Origin of the sequence: Mesorhizobium sp. B3-1-7 (genome assembly GCF_006439385.1) — a bacterium.
Classification (GTDB): domain Bacteria; phylum Pseudomonadota; class Alphaproteobacteria; order Rhizobiales; family Rhizobiaceae; genus Mesorhizobium.
Map to the genome: position 1 here is coordinate 224,165 of NZ_VFTL01000001.1, position 17,018 is coordinate 241,182.

General features: G+C 64.4%; 15 protein-coding genes and 1 tRNA gene. 9 read left to right on the forward strand and 7 right to left on the reverse strand.

Translation table 11 applies throughout. The features are described from left to right. Positions 1–15: 15 nt before the first annotated feature. On the reverse strand, positions 16–438 hold the full coding sequence (gene mscL / locus FJ417_RS01035; RefSeq protein WP_140647391.1) for a large conductance mechanosensitive channel protein MscL: 423 nt from the start codon (positions 436–438) through the stop codon (positions 16–18). A gap of 237 nt (positions 439–675) precedes the next feature. Between mscL and FJ417_RS01040 the strand changes: the two genes are divergently transcribed. Continuing rightward, a complete protein-coding gene (locus FJ417_RS01040) occupies positions 676–4,161 on the forward strand; it encodes a PAS-domain containing protein (RefSeq protein ID WP_181183128.1) in 3,486 nt (1,161 codons plus the stop codon). On the opposite strand, the gene FJ417_RS01045 is transcribed toward FJ417_RS01040, so the two are convergent. Both FJ417_RS01045 and FJ417_RS01050 read right to left on the reverse strand, forming a co-directional pair. Beyond that, on the reverse strand, positions 4,162–4,821 hold the full coding sequence (locus FJ417_RS01045) for a response regulator transcription factor (protein ID WP_140647413.1): 660 nt from the start codon (positions 4,819–4,821) through the stop codon (positions 4,162–4,164). It abuts the gene before it with no gap. 137 nt (positions 4,822–4,958) lie between these two features. Next, on the reverse strand, positions 4,959–5,393 hold the full coding sequence (locus tag FJ417_RS01050; protein WP_140647389.1) for a hypothetical protein: 435 nt from the start codon (positions 5,391–5,393) through the stop codon (positions 4,959–4,961). Positions 5,394–5,504: 111 nt separating this feature from the next. On the opposite strand from FJ417_RS01050, the gene FJ417_RS01055 reads away from it, so the two are divergent. The 3 genes from FJ417_RS01055 to FJ417_RS01065 are packed head-to-tail and all read left to right on the forward strand — an operon-like array spanning position 5,505 to position 7,913. Further along, positions 5,505–5,852 carry a DUF952 domain-containing protein gene (locus FJ417_RS01055; RefSeq protein WP_140782164.1) on the forward strand — a complete coding sequence of 116 codons (348 nt, stop codon included), beginning with the start codon at positions 5,505–5,507 and terminating at the stop codon, positions 5,850–5,852. After that, the gene (locus FJ417_RS01060) at positions 5,849–6,922 is read left to right on the forward strand and encodes a quinone-dependent dihydroorotate dehydrogenase (RefSeq protein ID WP_140782165.1); all 1,074 of its coding nucleotides are present in this window, start codon (positions 5,849–5,851) and stop codon (positions 6,920–6,922) included. Before FJ417_RS01055 ends, FJ417_RS01060 begins: the two co-directional genes overlap by 4 nt. A 28-nt stretch (positions 6,923–6,950) precedes the next feature. After that, positions 6,951–7,913, forward strand: a complete 963-nt coding sequence (locus tag FJ417_RS01065; protein WP_140782166.1) for a cysteine synthase family protein — start codon at positions 6,951–6,953, stop codon at positions 7,911–7,913. Positions 7,914–7,949: 36 nt separating this feature from the next. Here FJ417_RS01065 and FJ417_RS01070 read toward each other — a convergent pair whose 3' ends face one another. Continuing rightward, positions 7,950–9,281, reverse strand: coding sequence for an MATE family efflux transporter (locus FJ417_RS01070; protein ID WP_140782167.1), 1,332 nt, complete (start codon positions 9,279–9,281; stop codon positions 7,950–7,952). A 177-nt stretch (positions 9,282–9,458) separates the two neighbouring features. On the opposite strand from FJ417_RS01070, the gene FJ417_RS01075 reads away from it, so the two are divergent. After that, positions 9,459–10,361 (forward strand): histone deacetylase, encoded by a 903-nt coding sequence (locus FJ417_RS01075; protein WP_140782168.1) that lies wholly within the window; start codon positions 9,459–9,461, stop codon positions 10,359–10,361. Positions 10,362–10,373: 12 nt separating this feature from the next. Here the strand turns inward: FJ417_RS01075 and FJ417_RS01080 are convergent, their stop codons facing one another. Then, entirely contained in the window at positions 10,374–10,643 is a 270-nt protein-coding gene (locus FJ417_RS01080) for a DUF6460 domain-containing protein (protein WP_181166832.1), read from the reverse strand. 161 nt (positions 10,644–10,804) lie between these two features. On the opposite strand from FJ417_RS01080, the gene FJ417_RS01085 reads away from it, so the two are divergent. Next, positions 10,805–10,878 (forward strand) — tRNA-Gly (locus tag FJ417_RS01085). A 235-nt stretch (positions 10,879–11,113) separates the two neighbouring features. Here the strand turns inward: FJ417_RS01085 and FJ417_RS33000 are convergent. After that, complete coding sequence (locus tag FJ417_RS33000; protein ID WP_140647383.1) at positions 11,114–11,449, reverse strand: protamine-2 (modular protein); 336 nt, start codon at positions 11,447–11,449, stop codon at positions 11,114–11,116. Between the two features lie 103 nt (positions 11,450–11,552). After that, positions 11,553–12,542 carry a LysR substrate-binding domain-containing protein gene (locus tag FJ417_RS01095; protein ID WP_140659390.1) on the reverse strand — a complete coding sequence of 330 codons (990 nt, stop codon included), beginning with the start codon at positions 12,540–12,542 and terminating at the stop codon, positions 11,553–11,555. A 292-nt stretch (positions 12,543–12,834) separates the two neighbouring features. Here FJ417_RS01095 and chvE point away from each other — a divergent pair, with 292 nt between their 5' ends. From chvE to mmsB, 3 genes are all read left to right on the forward strand, one after another. After that, complete coding sequence (chvE, locus tag FJ417_RS01100; RefSeq protein WP_140647381.1) at positions 12,835–13,905, forward strand: multiple monosaccharide ABC transporter substrate-binding protein; 1,071 nt, start codon at positions 12,835–12,837, stop codon at positions 13,903–13,905. A gap of 197 nt (positions 13,906–14,102) precedes the next feature. Next, on the forward strand, positions 14,103–15,635 hold the full coding sequence (mmsA, locus tag FJ417_RS01105; RefSeq protein WP_140647380.1) for a multiple monosaccharide ABC transporter ATP-binding protein: 1,533 nt from the start codon (positions 14,103–14,105) through the stop codon (positions 15,633–15,635). Next, complete coding sequence (gene mmsB / locus FJ417_RS01110; protein WP_140782169.1) at positions 15,632–16,924, forward strand: multiple monosaccharide ABC transporter permease; 1,293 nt, start codon at positions 15,632–15,634, stop codon at positions 16,922–16,924. Before mmsA ends, mmsB begins: the two co-directional genes overlap by 4 nt. Positions 16,925–17,018: the final 94 nt, after the last annotated feature.

Here is a 17,018-nt window from a genome sequence, read left to right on the forward strand (position 1 = left end):
GCGCTCGTTGCGGAGTTACCGTTTCGCGAGCAGGTCGCGGATTTCGGTCAGCAACTGCACGTCGGCCGGCGGTGGCGCAGCGGCAGGCGCGGGCTTTTCGCGCTCCAGACGCTTGCGCATATTGTTCACGGCCTTGACCATCAGGAAGATAATAAAGGCAAGGATCAGGAAGTTCAGCACCACGGTGATGAAGCTGCCATAGGCGAAGACCGCGCCCTCTTTCTTGGCATCGACCAGCGCGGTCGAATGAACGTTCGAGGACAGTCCGAAGAAGTAATTGTTGAAGTCCAGCCCGCCGAAAATCGCGCCGACGATCGGCATGATGATGTCGTTGACCAAGGAATCGACGATCTTGCCGAAGGCGGCGCCGATGATGACGCCCACGGCCAAGTCCATCACATTGCCCTTGGAAATGAATTCCTGGAATTCTTTCAGCATTCGACCCTCCGTGACGGACCGCGCTGCCGCCTCACCAATGTCCTTCGGCGCCGGCCCCAGGCCACCTTAACAAAAACCCCCAGTTGCAAAACCGGAAAATAGGCCAAAGCACCGCTTTGTGTTTACGCAACGTCATCAAGCACATATGCGCCGAAAGCCGCGATGGACTCAGGCGCCAGGCTGTGGTTGCGTCGTGATTGCCGGAGGAGGCAAACGGCCAGGGAGGAAGTGCGGACCGTGTTAGGCTGGTTCGTCGTCATCATCGCGATCGCCTATGTGACGCTGCTTTTCGCCATCGCCAGCGTCGGCGACCGGCGTGCGGCTACTATCGGCCTGGGCCGGGCACGGCCCTTCATCTATGCGCTCAGCCTCGCCATCTATTGCACGTCCTGGACCTTTTTCGGCTCGGTCGGCCTTTCCTCCGAGCGCGGCCTCGAATTCCTCGGCATCTATACAGGCCCGGTGCTGGTCTTCGTGTTCGGCTTCCCGCTGCTCAGCCGCATGATCCGGCTGGCAAAAAGCGAGAAGATCACCTCGATCGCCGACTTCCTCGGCGCCCGCTACGGCAAGAGCTTCACCGTCGCGGCGATCGCGACGCTGATCGCGACCATCGGCGCGGTGCCCTATATCGCGCTGCAGCTGAAGGCGATCTCGGGCTCCGTCAGCCTGATGGTCGAGCACTATACCGGCTCTCCGCCCTCCTTCGATCCGTTCGTCAGCGATATCTCGCTCGTGGTGGCGATGCTTTTGGCGCTGTTCGCTGTGCTGTTCGGCACCCGCCATGCCGACGCCACGGAACATCAGGACGGCCTGGTGCTCGCGGTGGCGGTCGAGACCGTGGTCAAGCTCGCCGCCTTTCTCGCCATCGGCCTGATGGTGACGTTCCTGATCTTCGGCGGGCCCGGCGACATGTTCGCCAAGCTCGCCGGAAACGGCCAGGTGCGCCAGGCCATGAGCTACAGCACCTCTTTGGCCACCTGGCTGGTGCTGACCGGCCTGAGCGGCTTTGCCGTGCTGATGCTGCCACGACAGTTCTACGTCACCATCGTTGAGAACCGCAGCGAGGCGGAGTTGCGCACGGCGACCTGGGTGTTCCCGCTCTACCTGGTGGCGATCAACCTCTTCGTGCTGCCGATCGCCTTTGCCGGCCTGTCGCTGGTCGGCGCCAGGACCAGCAGCGACCTTTACGTGCTGTCGCTGCCGCTGCTCAGCGGGCATGACCTGCTGGCGATGGCCGCCTTTGTCGGCGGCCTGTCGGCGGCGACCGCCATGGTGATCGTCGAGAGCGTCGCGCTGTCGATCATGATCTCCAACGATCTCGTCATCCCGCTGTTCGTGCGGCGCGTGCTCAAGACCAGTTCCTCGGAGAACGAGGACTGGTCGACGCTCATCCTCAATGTGCGCCGCGCCTCGATCTTCATCATGCTGTTCATCGCCTTCCTCTATTATCGCGAGAGCACCAACAGCGCGCGGCTGTCCTCGATCGGCCTGATGTCTTTTGCCGCGATCGCCCAATTCTCGCCCGCGCTGATCGGCGGCCTGATCTGGCGCCGCGCCAATGGCCGGGGCGCCGCGCTCGGCATGGTCGCCGGCATCGCCGTCTGGGGTTACACGCTGCTGCTCCCCTCGCTCGTCGGTCCCGCTTCCGACATCGTCGTCCACGGCCTGTTCGGCTTCGAGGCGCTGAGGCCGCAGGCGCTGTTCGGCACCGTCGGCGAGCCGCTGAACCATGGCGTGCTGTGGAGCCTCTCGGTCAACGCGCTGTTTTTTGTCCTCGGCTCCCTCTCCCGCGCATCCGTGCCGCTGGAGCGCATCCAGGCGGCGATCTTCGTGCCGCGCGAGGCCGGCCCGATGCCGAGCCTCAGGCGCTTCCGCACTGCCGTCACCGTCAACGACCTGAAGGATACGATCTCGCGCTATCTCGGCGTCGAGCGCACGGAGCGCTCGTTCCAATCCTTCGAAAGGGACGCGAAAGTCTCCCTGCACGGTACCGAACAGGCCAGCATGGATGTCATCCGCTTCTCGGAGCAACTGCTGGCAAGCGCCGTCGGCTCTTCCTCGGCGCGGCTGATCCTGTCGCTGCTCTTCCGCCGCAACGACCGCGACTCCAAGGATGCCTTCAAGCTGCTCGACGACGCCACCGAAGCGCTGCAGCACAATCGCGACTTGCTTCAGATCGCGCTCGACCAGATGGAGCAAGGCATCACCGTCTTCGATCGCGATTTCCGGTTGATCTGCTGGAACCGGCAATACCGGCTGCTGTTCGACCTGCCGGACGAGATGGGCCAGGTCGGCGTCTCGCTCGACCGGATCCTGCGCCATCTCGCCGAGCGCGGCGACATTCCCGCCGACCAGCGCGTGACGACGCTCAACCGGCTGACCAGTTTCGCCGGCCCGTGGCAAATGGAGCTGAAGACCAGCGGCCGCATCCTGGAGTTGCGCTCCAACCCGATGCCCGACGGCGGCATCGTCGCCACCTATGCCGACATTTCCGGCCGCGTCGAGCAGGACCTGGCGCTGAAGCGGGCCAATGAATCGCTGGAGCAGCGGGTCAAGACCCGCACCATCGAGCTCACGCGCGTCAACGAGGAGCTGGCGCAGGCGCAGATGCTGGCCGAGGAAGCCAATCTCGGCAAGACGCGCTTCCTGGCCGCCGCCGGTCACGACATCCTGCAGCCGCTCAACGCCGCCCGGCTCTATTGCTCGTCGCTGATCGAGAAGGCGGGCAAGGGACCGGCCGGCAAGGCCGCGGTCAATATCGAATCCTCGCTGGAATCGGTCGAGACTATCCTCGGCGCCGTGCTCGACATCTCGCGGCTCGACGCCGGCGCCATGAAGCCCGAGAACGGCGCCTTCAACCTCGGCGGACTGCTCGGCCAGATCGGCAATGATTTCCGCCCGCTTGCCGCTGAGAAGAAGCTCGAGCTCACGATCATCCCATCCTCGCTCGGCGTCATGACCGACCGCAACCTGCTGCGCCGGCTGATCCAGAACCTCGTTTCCAACGCCATCAAATACACGCGCCAGGGCCGCATCCTGGTTGGAGTGCGGCGACGCGGCGAACTGGCCGAGATCCAGGTGATCGACACCGGCATCGGCATTGCCGGCGACAAGCTCAACACGGTCTTCCACGAGTTCACGCGCCTCGACGAGGGCGTGCGCGAGGCCGAAGGCCTTGGCCTGGGGCTCTCCATCGTCGACCGTATCGCCAGGGTGCTGAGGCTCGAGATCCGCATCTACTCCAACCCCGGCAGGGGCACGCGTTTTTCCGTCATTCTGCCGGTCGCGGCGGTCGCCGCGCCGCCGCGCGAGGCCGGCAAAGCGCCGGCCCGCTCCGCCTCGACGCTTGCCGGGCTCAATGTGCTGTGCATCGACAATGACGCGCGCATCCTCGACGGCATGCGGCTGCTGCTCGAAGGCTGGGGATGCCATGTCGAGACGGCTTCGGGATCAGGCGATCTCTTGAAGCCTGGCGCGCCGAAGCCGGACCTGGTGCTTGCCGACTATCATCTCGACGGCGGCACCGGGCTCGATGCGATCGCCACATTGCGCACCGCCTACGGACGGGACCTTGCCTGCGTGCTGGTCACCGCCGACCGCTCCAGCGAGGTGCGCGCGGCTGCCGGCCGGCTCGACATTCCGCTCGTCAACAAGCCGCTGAAGCCGGCGGTGCTGCGCTCGATGATGGCGCGCGTCAGGCCGCTGGCGCCGGCGGCGGAATGATCAGCCAACCGGCTGCAGCGGGTCGCCGCCGATCTTCGAAAGCTGGATGACGGCCTGGGTGCGGCTATCGACGCCGAGCTTCTGCAGGATGGCCGAGACATGCGCCTTGATGGTGGCTTCGGAAACGCCGAGCTCATAGGCGATCTGCTTGTTGAGCAGGCCCTCCGCCAGCATGCCGAGCACCCGCGTCTGCTGTGGCGTCAGCGCCTGCAGCCGCTTGATCAGGTCGGAGATTTCCGGATCGCGCTCGACGCCCAGCTCGACGCCGGTGGGCGCGGCGATATCGCCGGCAAGCACCGCCTGCACGGCGCCGCGTATCTCTTCCATGCTCGCCGATTTGGAGATGAAGCCGGAAGCGCCGAGATCGAGCGCGCGGCGGATGGTGACGGGATCGTCATGCGCCGATACCACCACCAGCGGCACCGCCGGATGGATGCCGCGCAGCGCAATCAGGCCGGACAGGCCGCTGGCGCCCGGCATCGACAGGTCGAGCAGCACCATGTCGACATCCTCGTTGGCGAGCACCAGCGCCTTGGCGCTTTCGAAATCGCCGGCCTCATGGATGGCGGCAACGTCGCCGATGCCGGCCAGCGCCTCCTTCAGCGCGCCGCGAAAAAGCGGATGGTCGTCGGCAATGACGAAAGTGTGGCCCGACGGCAAATATTCCTCCCCCGATCCCATCATCATTGTGTGCTTCTTGCGGGGACCGGACCGATTATGCGGCGACGCGGCGCGTTTTCAAGCGGCAAAGGCCGCGCGCGGGGTTTTTCCCAGGACGGCTCGGCCGCGCGCCCCGTTCAGGTCTTCTGATTCAGCTTGGTGCCGCCGTCGCCATCGTCCTTGTCCATGTCCTTGACGATGTCCTTGAAGGTCCGGAAGAACTGCTCCATGTAGCCGAGCGACTTGTTGAAATCCTCCTGACTGGGCAGGTTGGATTCCAGCCGGGCGGAGAGCGAATTCTCGAGCTTGGCGACGCGCGCGTCGAGCGCCTTGACCGAATTGTCCAGCCGGTCGATCTCGTCCTGGTAGGCGGCGCGTTCGTCGGCGGCCATCTTGCAGACGAGCTGGCCGGAGCGCTCCTCGCAGATCGACATGGCGCCGGTTCGGGTGTCCATGCGGACATAACCGTCGGCGGACTTCTCCAAGCGGTAGTGGTCGGTCTCCTCGGAATAGGCGGAAGCGGCAACCAGCGAGCAAAGCGCCGCGGGGATCAGGATGTGCTGCAGACGCATGTTGTTCCTCCATGAGCCAGTGAAGGCGCCATATCACAGGTTTGCGCCGGAAATGGGGAAGAGTCGAGCTTGAGCCTTCCCCCTACCTTCGGTTCGGATTATAGCGCGACAATGTCTCAGATTATCTACAAGATCGCCCCCGAGGCGCTTTGGCGCGAAGCCGAGAGGAACGGGCGCTTCACCGGCGCGCCGATCGACATCGCCGACGGCTTCATCCATTTCTCCACCGCCGGCCAGGTGCGCGAGACGGCGGCCAAGCATTTCGCCGGACAGACGGACCTGCTGTTGATCGCCATCGACGGGACCAAACTGGGCGAGGCGCTGAAATACGAGGTGTCGCGCGGCGGTGCCTTGTTCCCGCATCTCTACGCCGCGTTCGCTCTCGATGCTGTTCTCTGGGTGAAACCGCTGCCGCACGGCGCCGGCGGCCACGAATTCCCGGCGCTGGAGGGCGAATGAGCGTGCTCGACCGGATCGGCCAGAAACTGCTTTTCTCCTTCGATCCGGAAACCGCTCACGGCCTGTCGATCGCGGCGCTGCGCTGCGGGCTTCCGGTTGGGGCGACGACGCCGCGCGACGCGCGGCTCAAGCTGAGCCTTTGCGGCCTCGATTTCCCGAACCCGCTCGGCATGGCCGCCGGCTACGACAAGAACGCCGAAGTGCCGGACGCGCTGCTGGGGCTTGGCTTCGGCTTTGCCGAGGTCGGCACCGTCACGCCGCTGCCGCAACCCGGCAACCCGAAGCCGCGCATCTTCCGGCTGACGGCGGACGAGGCGGTGATCAACCAGCTGGGCTTCAACAATGAAGGCCACGCGGCGGCCGAAAAACGGCTTGCCGCGCGCAAGGGGCGACCGGGGATCGTCGGCGTCAACATCGGCGCCAACAAGGACAGCGCCGACCGCATCGCCGACTACGAGCGCGGCGTCGCCCGCTTCGCGCAACATGCCTCCTATCTGACGGTCAACATCTCCTCGCCCAACACGCCAAGCCTTCGCAACATGCAGGCGCGCGAGCAGCTCGGCGAATTGCTGTCGCGGGTGATGGCCGCGCGGGCGGCCGCGTCGGCGCAGCCGCCGGTTTTCCTCAAGATCGCGCCGGATCTCGTCGAGGCGGAACTCGAAGACATCGCCGCCGAGGTCGCCGAGAAGAAAATCGACGGCGTCATCGTCTCCAACACGACGCTGGCGCGGACCGGGTTGCGGAGCGCGACCGCGGCCGGTGAAGCCGGCGGCCTTTCGGGCAAGCCGCTGTTCGGGCGTTCCACCGCTGTGCTGGCCCGCATGCGCAAGCTGCTCGGACCCGACATGGCCATTATCGGTGTCGGCGGCGTCGATTCCACCGAGGCCGCTTTGGAAAAGATCCGCGCCGGCGCCGACCTCGTCCAGCTCTACACCGGCATGATCTATGCCGGCCCGGCGCTGCCGGGGCGCATCGTTGCCGGCATGGCGCGCTTTGCGGAGAGGGAACACCTCAAATCCATCGGCGAGCTGCGCGACACCGGCTGCGCAAGCTGGTCCGAACGACTTTGAGAGTTCCCACCAATCAGGAGGACAAACGATGGCCGAAATTCTGGACTCCGTCGTGGACTCGATCGGTGGAACGCCATTGGTCCGGCTCGACAGGCTGACGGCGCAGGCGGGCGTCGACGGCGCAATCCTCGCAAAGCTGGAATATCTCAATCCGGGCTTTTCCAAGAAGGACCGTGCGGCACTTGGAATAATCGAGGAGGCCGAGAGATCCGGCGCCATCAAGCCGGGTCAAACGGTGGTCGAGCTTACCTCCGGAAACATGGGCACGGGGCTCGCCATCATTTGCGCCGTCAGGGGTTACCCCTTCGTCGCGGTGATGTCGAAGGGCAACTCCGAAGAGCGTGCACGCATGATGACGGCGCTCGGCGCGGAAGTCATCCTCGTGGACCAGTTGCCGGGGTCGGTGCCGGGGCAGGTCTCGGGTGGCGATCTGGCGCTCGTCGAGCAGGCCGCCAAAGCGGTTGCGGCGGAACGTGGCGCGTACCGCGCCGACCAGTTCCATCGCGACGGGAACTGGCTTGCGCATTATCACGGAACCGGGCCGGAAATCTGGGACGCCAGCCATGGCGCCGTCGATGCATTCGTCGACTTCATCGGCTCGGGCGGCACATATGCCGGGGTGGCAAGGGCGCTGAAGGAACGCAACCCTCTGATCAAGTGCTTCATCGTCGAGCCCGAGGGGGCCGCGGCCGCCGCGGGCGAGACGGTCACCCAGCCCGAGCACCCCATTCAAGGCGGCGGCTACGCCATGCCGGACCTGGCATTCCTGAACAACGCGCCCGTCGATGGTTATCTTCAGATTTCCGGCGATGAAGCACGCGAGGCCACGCGCCTGCTCGCGCGCAGCGAAGGTATCTTTGGCGGCTTCTCCTCGGGAGCGAATGTGGCCGCCGCGCTGCGTCTCCTGCGCGGCGATCAATCAGGCAAGACGATCGCTGTCGTGATTTGCGATTCCGGCCTGAAGTACCTCTCGACCGATCTCTGGGGCTGAGAACGCCGGCGCCCAGCCGAAGCTGAACAATCGGCCCTAAAATGCCGTGCGCACCCTGAGCCTCAGCACCGCAAGCAAACTCGCTCCCCGCACCAGCAGGAAGACATGCAGCGACGCCCAGAGCCCGTTGTTGCCGAAGGCCGGCGCCAGGGTGATGAGCGCGGCGCTGAAGACGAGGAACGACAACAGCATCATGTTGCGCATGTCGCGCGACCAGGTAGCGCCGATGAAGACGCCGTCCATCTGGAAGGCCAGCACGCCACTCAGCGCCGTGAAGGCCGCCCAGGGCAGATAGGTGTCGGCGACCGCGCGGACTTCTGGAGACGTCGTCACCAGTGCAACCAGACTGGTGCCGGCGGTCAACAGGATGAGCGTGGCGATGCCGGCAAGACAAAAACCCCAGATCAGCGTCAGCCGGACGGCCTGCCGGAACGGGGCAGGCGCATGCGCGCCGATGGCGCGACCGGCCAGTTGCTCCGCGGCGGTGGCGAAACCATCGAGGAAATAGCCGGCGATGAGGAAGAAGTTCATCAGCACGGCGTTGGCGGCGAGCGTCACGGTGCCGAATTGCGCGCCCTGCCTGGTGAACAGCGCGAAGGCGGCAAGCAGCGAGAAGGAGCGGATCATGATGTCGCGGTTGAGCGACAGCATGCGCCGGTAGGCCGGGAGGTCGAGGATGCGGCGGCGTGACGGCCGCTCCAGCTTGCGGAAACGGTTGAGCACGATGGCAAGGCCAAGCAGCATGGCCAGGAATTCGCCGGTGACGGTCGCCCAGGCGACGCCGGCAACGCCCCAGCCAAGCTCGAGGCCGAGCAGGAAGCAGAGCGCGATGTTGATGCCGTTGAGCACGGCCTGCAGCATCAGCCCGAGCCCGCCCTCGCCGCGCCCCAGCACGTAGCCCAGTATGGCGTAGTTGATGAGCGAGAAAGGCGCTGCCAGCAGCCTGATGCGAATATAGACCGACATCGCCGCGCTGACGCGCGGCTCGGCGCCCATGAACCATTGGCCGGCGACCGCAAAGAGCGGCGCAAGGGCGGCAAGTATGACGCCCGCTACGACCGCGATCAGCACGGCGCGCCACAGCACCGCCTGTTCCTCCAGCGGATCGCCGCGCCCGAAGGCCTGGGCGACGAGGCCGGTGGTGCCGGAGCGCAGGAAGTTGAACGTGGTGAAGACGACGTCGAAGACCAGCGATCCCGCCGCCAGGCCGCCAAGCAAGGCCGCGTCGCCGAACTGGCCGACCACCGCCGTGTCGACGATGCCGAGCAGAGGCGTCGTCAGATAGGCAAGCGTCATCGGCACGGCGATCGCCAGCACCGAGCGGTTGGTGACGGCGAAGGATCTGGCGCTGGCTTGGGTTGCGTCCATTGCTGCCTGGCTGATTGCGGCTTGATCGAGAACCCGATGTGCCTCAGTTTGCCGGCGCCACGCAACCACCATCCGCCGAACTGCCAACCGAATTTTCTGCTGGTCTTACGCATTCCGGACGGAAAACGTTTCACACTTTTCCTGGAATGCTCAGAGCTGGCGCAGGCCTCCCGATCCATGCCGCTGCAGATCGTCCATCACCCTGACTATGACGCCGGCTTCGCCGTCAACCACCGCTTTCCGATGAGCAAATATCCGCTTTTGATGGAGGCCTTGCATATGCGCGGGCTGGCCGCACCGGGCGCGCTCTCGATGCCGGAACCGGCGCCGGCCGCACGGCTGAAGCTCGCGCACGCGGCCGAGTATGTCGACCAGGTAATCGCCTGCCAGGTGCCCGAGACAATAGAGCGCGAGATCGGCTTTCCGGTCGGTCCGCGCGTGTCGCTGAGGGCGCAGCTTGCCACCGCGGGCACGGTGCTGGCCGCCAGGCTGGCGCTGAGACACGGCATCGCCTGCAACGCGGCCGGCGGCAGCCATCATGCCAGGCGCGCGCAAGGCGCCGGCTTCTGCACCTTCAACGATGTCGCCGTCGCCTCGCTGGCGCTGCTGGCCGAAGGCGCCGTCGAAAATGTGCTGGTTGTCGACCTCGACGTGCATCAAGGCGACGGCACCGCCGACATCCTGAAGGACGAGCCTCGCGCCTTCACCTTTTCCATGCATGGCGAGCGCAATTACCCTGTGCGCAAGATCGCCTCAGACCTCGACGTCGCCTTGCCGGACGGCACCGGCGACGGCGCTTATCTCGAGCGGCTCGCCGCCATCCTGCCGGACCTATCCCGGCAAAGGCGCTGGGACCTCGTCTTCTACAATGCCGGCGTGGATGTCCATGCCGAGGACAGGCTGGGCCGGCTGGCACTAAGCGACGGTGGCCTCAGCGCTCGCGAAGACATGGTCATCGGCCATTTCCGTGAACAGGGCGTGCCGTTTTGCGGCGTCATCGGCGGCGGCTACTCGACCGACGTACCGGCGCTGGCCGCACGGCACGCCATCCTGTTCGAGGTCGCCTCCCGATATGCGTGATGCTACGCCCAGCTATTTCCTGTAGCTGGCGATCCTGAGCAGGATGAACACCGGCACCACGATCGCCGCGCCGAGCAGGATATAGCCCAGGAAGCGGTCGATGGCGTGGAAGCCGAGATTCCACAGATCGACGAAGAACTGGCGGATGCCATAGAAGACGTCCATCGGCGACCAGCCGAAGGCATGCATGACGAGGCCGACGAGGAACGAGACCACCAGCAGCTTCAGGAACACCCTGAGCGGCGTGTCGCCAAGAAAGCGCGTCAGTGCGGACAAGGCCATTCTCCGGTTCGAGCCGCCCGATTCGGCAGCGTGGCCCAGAAATACGCATTCGCTTGTCCGCCATCAAGCGGCGCTGCTGGAGGTCAAGGGGGTGCCTTCATTGGCAGCACTGCTTTGCCGATTGCTTGCAGCCCGGGCCTCATGTTAACGAGGTGGCCGACGCGGGTATGATGTAATGGTAGCTTGTCAGCTTCCCAAGCTGAACGCGCGGGTTCGATTCCCGCTACCCGCTCCACCTTGCGGCGCAAGGATTTGAGTCAGACCTCACCAAGGGACCAAATTGCGCGACCAATTCGGATCGCCTGCCGGGGATCGCGGGGCGCAATTGCATTGGGTCGACCCTCAGGCCGAGCAGTTTGCGCGAGGGTGAATTCGGCTGTTTGTAAGCGAACGTTTGGGCCTTGCACACCCATGCAAGACCCAGTCAACGATTCACCCGGTAGGCCCCGGGGCAGGTAGTTGCTATCGGCCTAGAGCCGGAAGCCGATCCAGACGCGGCGGCGCCAGCAGCGGACATGTCGCCGGCCATAGCGCCAGTAGCGGCGGCAGACCCTTCTCCAAACGCGGCGCCGGCGGCGGCGGTAGTACCGGTCACGGTAATACCGACGGCGGTAATACTGAGCTGGCTGCAGCAGATCGGCCTGGTCATCCTCCTCGTAGATGGCCGGATCCGGCTTGTCCAATTCATCGAGAATCCCGTTGCCTTTGGGGATGCCGGCAACCGCCTTGGCTGGTCCGGCCAGGCTTGCAAGCGCTGCCGCCCCCGCAACCCCAAGCATTCCAGTCAGAAACAACCGACGTTCCATCGAAACCTCCCGAGCTGTTGAGCATCGGCAGCCTTCCCTCACCCGCAACGGGCTCCAGCGAGCGGCCGATCGGTTTGAACGCACAAGTAGCATTCTCGTTCCATTACCCCACTTCGCGCAGGATGAAGTCGTGCAGCATTTTGGCGGCGGGCGAGAGCACGCGATTCTTGACCGTGATCAGGCTGTAGGGCCGGACCTCGATGTCGAACTCGGTCTGCACGACATCGATGGCGCCGGCCAGCCCGTCGCCGCCCTGGATGAACTTGGCGACCTGAATCGAGACCGGCGCGATGGCGTCGGACTGTGCCACCATCACCAAGGTGAGCAACAGCGAAGAGGTGTTGAGGATGCGGTCGGGCAGCGGAATGTCGCGGTTCAAGAAGTTGCTTTCCATGGCCTGGCGAAGCGGCGAGCCGCCGGACTGGAACACCCAGTCATAGCCCGCCGTCTCCTCCAGCCGCACCATCCGGCCGCTCGCCAAGGGGTGGCCGCGGCGCACGATGAGGCAGGCCTTCTCGACGCCGATGACGCGCGATTCGAAGAGCCGCGGATTGAGGTCGTCGGGAATGCGGGCGATTATGAAGTCGTGACGCGACGCGATCAGCTCGCGGGCAAGCACGTTCGAGGTCTCGACCTGCATGGTGATCTCGATGCGCGGATAGATGCGGCGGATCTCACGGATCGCCGGCACGGCCAATTCGATCGCCGGCGCCGTCACCGCGCCGAGGAAGACCGAGCCGCCCTTGCCGGCCTTGAGCTCGGAAATCTCTCGGTCGGCCTCCCGCATCTCGAGCAAAATGGAGCGGGCACGGCGGGCGAGCGCCTGGCCAAAAGGGGTCAGCGTCACGCCGCGCGGCAGCCGTTCGCACAACTTCACGTCGAGCACCGCCTCCATCTCGGCGATCATGCGCGAGGCGGCCGGCTGGGAGATGTTCATGACCTGGGCGGCGGCGCTCACCCGTCCGTGATCGTCCAGGGCGGTGATCATGCGCATATGGCGAAGACTGAGGCCGCTGCGCAGCAGCGTCTCGCCATCTCCCGGCAACTTCTCGTAACTCCCTGAAATCGCATCGGGATCGCGCAATGCCGCCATGATTTTCGGTCTCTTGTCCGGGTTCTATCAGCTCCTTAAGCTATATCAGTTTCGATATAGCAACCAGCAAAGATCGCATTTGACAGTTATGTCAAAGGGACCCACCCTTCGTGCGTTCCGAGGCGCAACGGTCGGCAACGAGCAAATTCGTATCGATTTAAACTGCGCCGCGGGGCCGATTGGGAGGATACCGGAGATCGATAAAGCCGACAGTGGCGCGCCAGCGCACCTGTTCGGTTGCGCGGCCCGCGAAGCCCCGAGGTGTCGCGTCCATCAACCAGGGAGAGTAATCGTGAAGATCATCAAGACGCTGGCCGCCGTCGCGGCCCTTGGCATCGCCGCCATGACCTATTCGGCGCATGCCGCCGACAAGGGTCTCGTGGGCGTGCTGATGCCGACCAAGACCTCGCAGCGCTGGATCAACGACGGCGACGCCGTCAAGTCCCAGCTCGAAGCGCTCGGCTACACCGTCGACCTGCAGTATGCGCAGGACGATATCCCGAACCAGCTCAGCCAGCTGGAAAACGAAATCACCAAGGGCCCGAAGGCGCTGATCATCGCTTCGATCGACGGCACCACCATGGCCGACGCGCTGCAGAAGGCCAATGACGCAGGCGTCGTCGTCGTCGCCTACGACCGCCTGATCAAGAAGACGGGCAATGTCGACTACTACACCACCTTCGACAATTTCGGCGTCGGCGTCATCCAGGCGAACTCGCTGGTCAAGGGCCTCAAGGAACGTTTCCCGAACACCAAGCCGTGGAACGTCGAGCTGTTCGGCGGCTCGCCGGACGACAACAACGCCTTCTTCTTCTACAACGGCGCCATGTCGGTCCTGCAGCCGCTGATCGATGACGGCTCGATCAAGATCAAGTCCGGCCAGACGGGCATGGACAAGGTCGGCACGCTGCGCTGGCTCGCCGCTACCGCCCAGGCGCGCATGGACAACCTGCTTTCGGCCAACTATTCGGACGGCAGCCGCGTCGATGGCGTTCTGTCGCCCTATGACGGCCTGTCGCGCGGCATCACCGCCTCGCTGCGCGCCGTCGGCTACGGCACGGAAGCGCAGCCCTGGCCGATCGTGACCGGCCAGGACGCCGAAACCGCCTCTGTCAAGCTGATCATCTCGGGCGAGCAGTATTCGACCGTGTTCAAGGACACCCGCGAACTGGCCAAGGCCACCGTGCAGCTGGTCGACAAGGTGCTCTCCGGCGGCAAGCCGGACGGCCTCGACGAAAAGACCTACAACAACGACGTCAAGGTCGTTCCGTCGATCCTGTTGACGCCGCATGAGGTCGACAAGTCGAACTATCAGGCGCAGGTCGTCGACTCCGGCTACATCAAGGCCGACGAGCTGAAGTAATCCAGCCTCGAAGGGAGGGGTCCTGCGCAACGCAGGGCCCCTTTTCGTTCAGAGCCGACCCCGGTATTGTTTTTGCAGGCTTCTGCAGCGTCACGCGCCGATCCGCAACGCGAAGCCGCCGCAGTATGTTGATTTTGCGCACAGGCCTTTCCACGATCGATGCCGATTGGGAGCCGTGCGCCAGGGAGCAGATCCTGATGGCCTCGACGATTTTGGAGATGCGCGACATCACCAAGACGTTTCCCGGCGTGAAGGCGTTGTCGAACGTCAATCTCAGCGTCGAGGAAGGTGAGATCCACGCCATCGTCGGCGAGAACGGCGCCGGCAAGTCGACGCTGATGAAGGTGCTGTCGGGCGTCTATCCGTCCGGCACCTATGACGGCCAGATCATCTTCCGCGGCCAGGAATGCAATTTCAAAGGCATTCACGACAGCGAGCATATCGGCATCGTCATCATCCACCAGGAGCTTGCCCTGGTGCCGATGCTGTCGATCGCGGAAAACATCTTCCTCGGCAACGAGCACGCCAGCTACGGCGTCATCGACTGGGACGCCAACGAGACGCGCACCAGCGCCCTGCTCAAGAAGGTCGGCCTCAAGGAAGACCCCAAGACGCTGATCACCAACATCGGCGTCGGCAAGCAGCAGCTGGTCGAGATCGCCAAGGCGCTGAGCAAGGAAGTGAAGCTTCTGATCCTCGACGAGCCGACGGCGTCGCTCAGCGAAAAGGACAGCCAGGCGCTGCTCGACCTCCTGCTCGAGTTCAAGCGCCAGGGCATGACCTCGATCCTGATCTCGCACAAGCTCAACGAGGTGAATCGCGTCGCCGACAAGGTGACGGTGATCCGCGACGGGCGCACCATCGAGACCCTGCCGAGGAAGGACATCTCGGAAGACCGCATCATCACCTCGATGGTCGGCCGCTCGCTCGACGACCGCTACCCGCCGCGCGAGCCGAAGATCGGCGAGGTCATCTTCGAGGTCAAGGACTGGTCGGTCTACCACCCGATCCATGCCGAGCGGCAGGTGATCAAGAACATCAATATCAATGTGCGCAAGGGCGAGGTTGTCGGCATCGCCGGGCTGATGGGCGCCGGCCGTACCGAATTCGCTATGAGCCTGTTCGGCCGCACCTACGGTCGGCGCATCAGCGGCGAGGTGCTGCTCAGGGGCAAGCCGCTCGATCTTTCGACAGTGAGCAAGGCGGTGGAGAACCGCATCGCCTATGTCACCGAGGACCGCAAGACCTACGGCCTCAACCTCATCGACCACATCAAGCACAATGTGACTTTGGCCAATCTGGGCGGCGTTTCGAGCCGCGGCGTCATCGACGACATGCGCGAGATGAGCGTCGCCAACGACTATCGCAAGAAGACCAATATCCGCGCCTCCAGCGTCTACCAGCTCACCGGCAACCTTTCGGGCGGCAACCAGCAGAAGGTGGTGCTGTCCAAATGGCTGTTCGCCGATCCGGAGGTTTTGATCATGGACGAGCCGACCCGCGGCATTGACGTCGGCGCGAAGTACGAAATCTATACGATCATCGCGCGCCTCGCCGCCGAGGGCAAAGCGATCATCGTCATCTCGTCGGAAATGCCTGAACTGCTCGGCATCTCCGACCGCATCTATGTCATGAATGAAGGGCGTATCGTCGGCGAAATGGCGGCAAGCGACGCAAGCCAGGAAAAAATCATGCGCGCCATCGTTCGCGGAGAAGGAAAAGCATCATGAGCACAGACAGCGCTCCCGCGCCGCAAAGCGGCGTCGCCGAGGACGTCAAGCAGGGACAGCGCATCGCCGTCTCGGCGCTGACGACGAATCTGCGCGAATACGGCCTGATCATCGCGCTGATCGTCATCATGCTGTTCTTCCAGTACACGACGTCGGGAACGCTGTTCAAACCGGTCAACCTCAGCAATCTGGTGCAGCAGAACTCGTTCATCATCGTGATGGCGCTCGGCATGCTCCTGGTCATCGTCGCCGGCTATATCGACCTCAGCGTGGGATCGGTCGCCGGTTTCATCGGCGCGCTCGCCGCGATGATGATGGTGATCTGGCCGCTCGGGATATTCTCGAATCCGCTGGTGGTTTCGATCATCTGCCTGATCGTCGGCGGCCTCATCGGCGCCGCGCAAGGCTACTGGATCGCCTATCACCGGATACCGAGCTTCATCGTGACATTGGCGGGCATGCTGATCTTCCGCGGCATCTGCCAAGCGCTGCTCGGCGGCGGCTCTTCGGTCGGCCCGCTTCCGCCCGACTTCAAGGCGCTGAGCTCCGGCTTCATCCCGGACGTCATCGGCCCGCTGATGCTGATCCCGCCGACGGTGAATGCCGCCGGCAAGACCATCGTCGGCAGCGGCTTGACGCTGCACATGACGACGATCGTGCTGGGTCTGGTCGCGGTGCTCGCCTACGCCTATTTCGGCTTCAGGACGCGGCGCAAGCGCGAGCGGCATGGCTATGAGGCGGAGCCTTTCCCGCTGTTCGTCGTCAAGACGCTGGTCGGCAGCGCGCTGGCGCTGTTCCTGGTCTTCCAGTTCGCGAGCTACAGGGGCCTGCCGGTCGTGCTCCTGGTGATGGGCGTGCTGATCTCGCTGTTCGTCTTCGTCACCAAGCGCATGACCATCGGCCGCCGCATCTACGCCATGGGCGGCAACGCCAAGGCCGCGCAGCTTTCGGGCATCAACACCGAGAGGCTGACGCTGCTGGTCTTCATCAACATGGGCGTGCTTTCGGCGCTGGGCGGCCTGATCATCGCGGCGCGCCTCGGCCAGGCCGTGCCGGCAGCGGGTCTCGGCAGCGAGCTCGACGTCATCGCGGCCGTCTTCATCGGCGGCGCCTCGGCGATGGGCGGCGTCGGACAGGTGATCGGCGCCGTGGTCGGCGGCTTCATCATGGGCGTGATGAACAACGGCATGTCGATCATGGGCGTCAATGTCGACTGGCAACAGGTGGTCAAGGGCCTGGTGCTGCTCGGCGCCGTGATCTTCGACGTCTACAACAAGAACAAGGCCTGAAGGCCGGAAGCGGATTTAAGGAGGCATACGGGTTTCAGATCGCGAAGCTGCCGGCAACCCGTCGGCGCCGAGAGTCCAGCAAGGACCCAGGCTC

Bases quoted from the DNA above. Each gene is read 5' to 3' on its own strand.
- mscL (WP_140647391.1), bottom strand. From the start codon at position 438: ATGCTGAAAGAATTCCAGGAATTCATTTCCAAGGGCAATGTGATGGAC.
- FJ417_RS01050 (WP_140647389.1), bottom strand. From the start codon at position 5,393: ATGCGTCTGCAGCACATCCTGATCCCCGCGGCGCTTTGCTCGCTGGTT.
- FJ417_RS01055 (WP_140782164.1), top strand. From the start codon at position 5,505: ATGTCTCAGATTATCTACAAGATCGCCCCCGAGGCGCTTTGGCGCGAA.
- FJ417_RS01060 (WP_140782165.1), top strand. From the start codon at position 5,849: ATGAGCGTGCTCGACCGGATCGGCCAGAAACTGCTTTTCTCCTTCGAT.
- FJ417_RS01065 (WP_140782166.1), top strand. From the start codon at position 6,951: ATGGCCGAAATTCTGGACTCCGTCGTGGACTCGATCGGTGGAACGCCA.
- FJ417_RS01070 (WP_140782167.1), bottom strand. From the start codon at position 9,281: ATGGACGCAACCCAAGCCAGCGCCAGATCCTTCGCCGTCACCAACCGC.
- FJ417_RS01075 (WP_140782168.1), top strand. From the start codon at position 9,459: ATGCCGCTGCAGATCGTCCATCACCCTGACTATGACGCCGGCTTCGCC.
- FJ417_RS01080 (WP_181166832.1), bottom strand. From the start codon at position 10,643: ATGGCCTTGTCCGCACTGACGCGCTTTCTTGGCGACACGCCGCTCAGG.
- FJ417_RS33000 (WP_140647383.1), bottom strand. From the start codon at position 11,449: ATGGAACGTCGGTTGTTTCTGACTGGAATGCTTGGGGTTGCGGGGGCG.
- FJ417_RS01095 (WP_140659390.1), bottom strand. From the start codon at position 12,542: ATGGCGGCATTGCGCGATCCCGATGCGATTTCAGGGAGTTACGAGAAG.
- mmsA (WP_140647380.1), top strand. From the start codon at position 14,103: ATGGCCTCGACGATTTTGGAGATGCGCGACATCACCAAGACGTTTCCC.
- mmsB (WP_140782169.1), top strand. From the start codon at position 15,632: ATGAGCACAGACAGCGCTCCCGCGCCGCAAAGCGGCGTCGCCGAGGAC.